Source organism: Streptomyces milbemycinicus (assembly GCF_002154605.1).
Lineage (GTDB): Bacteria > Actinomycetota > Actinomycetes > Streptomycetales > Streptomycetaceae > Streptomyces > Streptomyces milbemycinicus.
On record NZ_MUNE01001112.1, the window covers coordinates 1 to 1,616 of the forward strand.

General features: G+C 65.8%; 1 protein-coding gene. It reads right to left on the reverse strand.

Annotation, left to right across the window (positions count from 1 at the left end; all coding sequences use genetic code 11):
* Positions 1 to 59: 59 nt before the first annotated feature.
* Positions 60 to 842, reverse strand: a complete 783-nt coding sequence (locus CCN51_RS51405) for an alpha/beta hydrolase (protein ID WP_055414375.1) — start codon at positions 840 to 842, stop codon at positions 60 to 62.
* Positions 843 to 1,616: the final 774 nt, after the last annotated feature.

Sequence of the window (1,616 nt, forward strand, 5' to 3'; positions counted from 1 at the left end):
GACCGCTCGGGCCTCCTCCGACGCATCGGAGGAGGCCCGAGCGGTCGCCGTTACGGGTGTCAGCCAACGGAGCCGGCCGCTGTGCTGATGACCTTGGCTACCGCGTCAGGGTGCGAGATCAGGGTCAGGTGTGACCCGCCTTGGAAGACTGTCGTCTTCGCGTGGGCGCGACGAGCCATGTGTTCTTCCGACTGCTGGGTGATGATCCGGTCGCCTGAACTGATGAAGTACCAGGACGGGATGGTCTTCCAGGCTGCGTGCCGCGACGGCGTGTTGAACGCGATCGTCGAGGCGGCGCGCTGCGTCGCCCACAGGTTTTCGGCCTGGTTGGTGGGCAGGTCACTTGCGAAATCCTTGACGAATATGTCCTTCTTCAGATACAGGTTCTGCCCGCCGGACGGGGCCTGGGGGTATGCCGCGGTGTCGTACAGCTTGCTGGCCGGCGCGTTCAGTGCCGAGGTGGAGCCGCTCACGGATCCGGTGGTCTCTCCGACGGCGGGCGCGGCCGCGTCCACGTAGACCAGGGCCTTGACGTTCTTGGTCTCCGCAGCGGCGTTGGTGATGACACTGCCCCCGTACGAGTGTCCGACGAGCACCACCGGGCCGTGCACCGTCTTGAGGAAGTCGGCAACCGTCTGCGAGTCGGTGGTCAGGTTCTGCAGAGGATTGGCGATGGCACGTACCTGATACCCCGCGCTGCGGAGGATCTTGACTTCGCCGTTCCAGCTGGAGGCGTCGGCCCAGGCACCGTGGACCAGCACGATGGTGGGTTTGGAGGCGGTTGGGGAGGGTGTCGCCGACGGGCCCGTAGCGTAGGCGTGCGTGGGGACGAGTGCGGACATGGCAAAGGAGATGCCGACCGCGGCAGCAGCCGAGTAACGAATCGAGTGCATTCGGTGCATACGCATACCCCACAGTTCGTCAGCCGGGACGTGACCGCGACACTGGCTTACGGGAGGAGTGATGACCTGCTGCGCTATGTCATCCGCAATCCTCGGGCACCGGCGGCCACGGAGGGACAGGCTGCACGCGGCCGGCCCAGCGCTTGCCTGGCACTGCGCGGCCCTCACGACCAATGTGCCATGCGCCGCACCGCCTCGCATCCGGAGTGCGTCAGCGGTGTGCCAGTCCTCTGCCGGGGTAGGCGTTTGACTGCGGGGATGTCGAGGCCGACATCGCGGATGAGGTATCGAATCGGATAGGGCTACCGAAGCCATCGTCGCACAGCCCGAGGTGGTCGGCTGTGCGGCGGCGGAGCCGGAGGGCAGCGGGGGGCTGGCGCGGGGCCGAGGGCATACATGTGCCGCAGGCCGGATGGCATGCCGATGCTGATCCTCACGTCGCGGTCGCTGGCCAAGCGAATGGCGTTCTCGTCGACGCCGGCGATGTGGGTCAATCCGGCCTGCAGTCCACGTACAACGGCATGGGTGTGCTGAGTGGATGTTCTGCGGGTCTTCGTCCGATTTCAGCTTGAGTCGGTCTCTGGGGTGGTCGGTGTCGGCGGGGTGAGAGTGAACAGGCCGGGTTCGGGTTCTGTGAGGATGCCGCGGTTGACCAGGCGTTTCAGCTTGGCGCGCATGCCTTCGGTGTTGAAGGGTGTCATTATTCCGATCAGG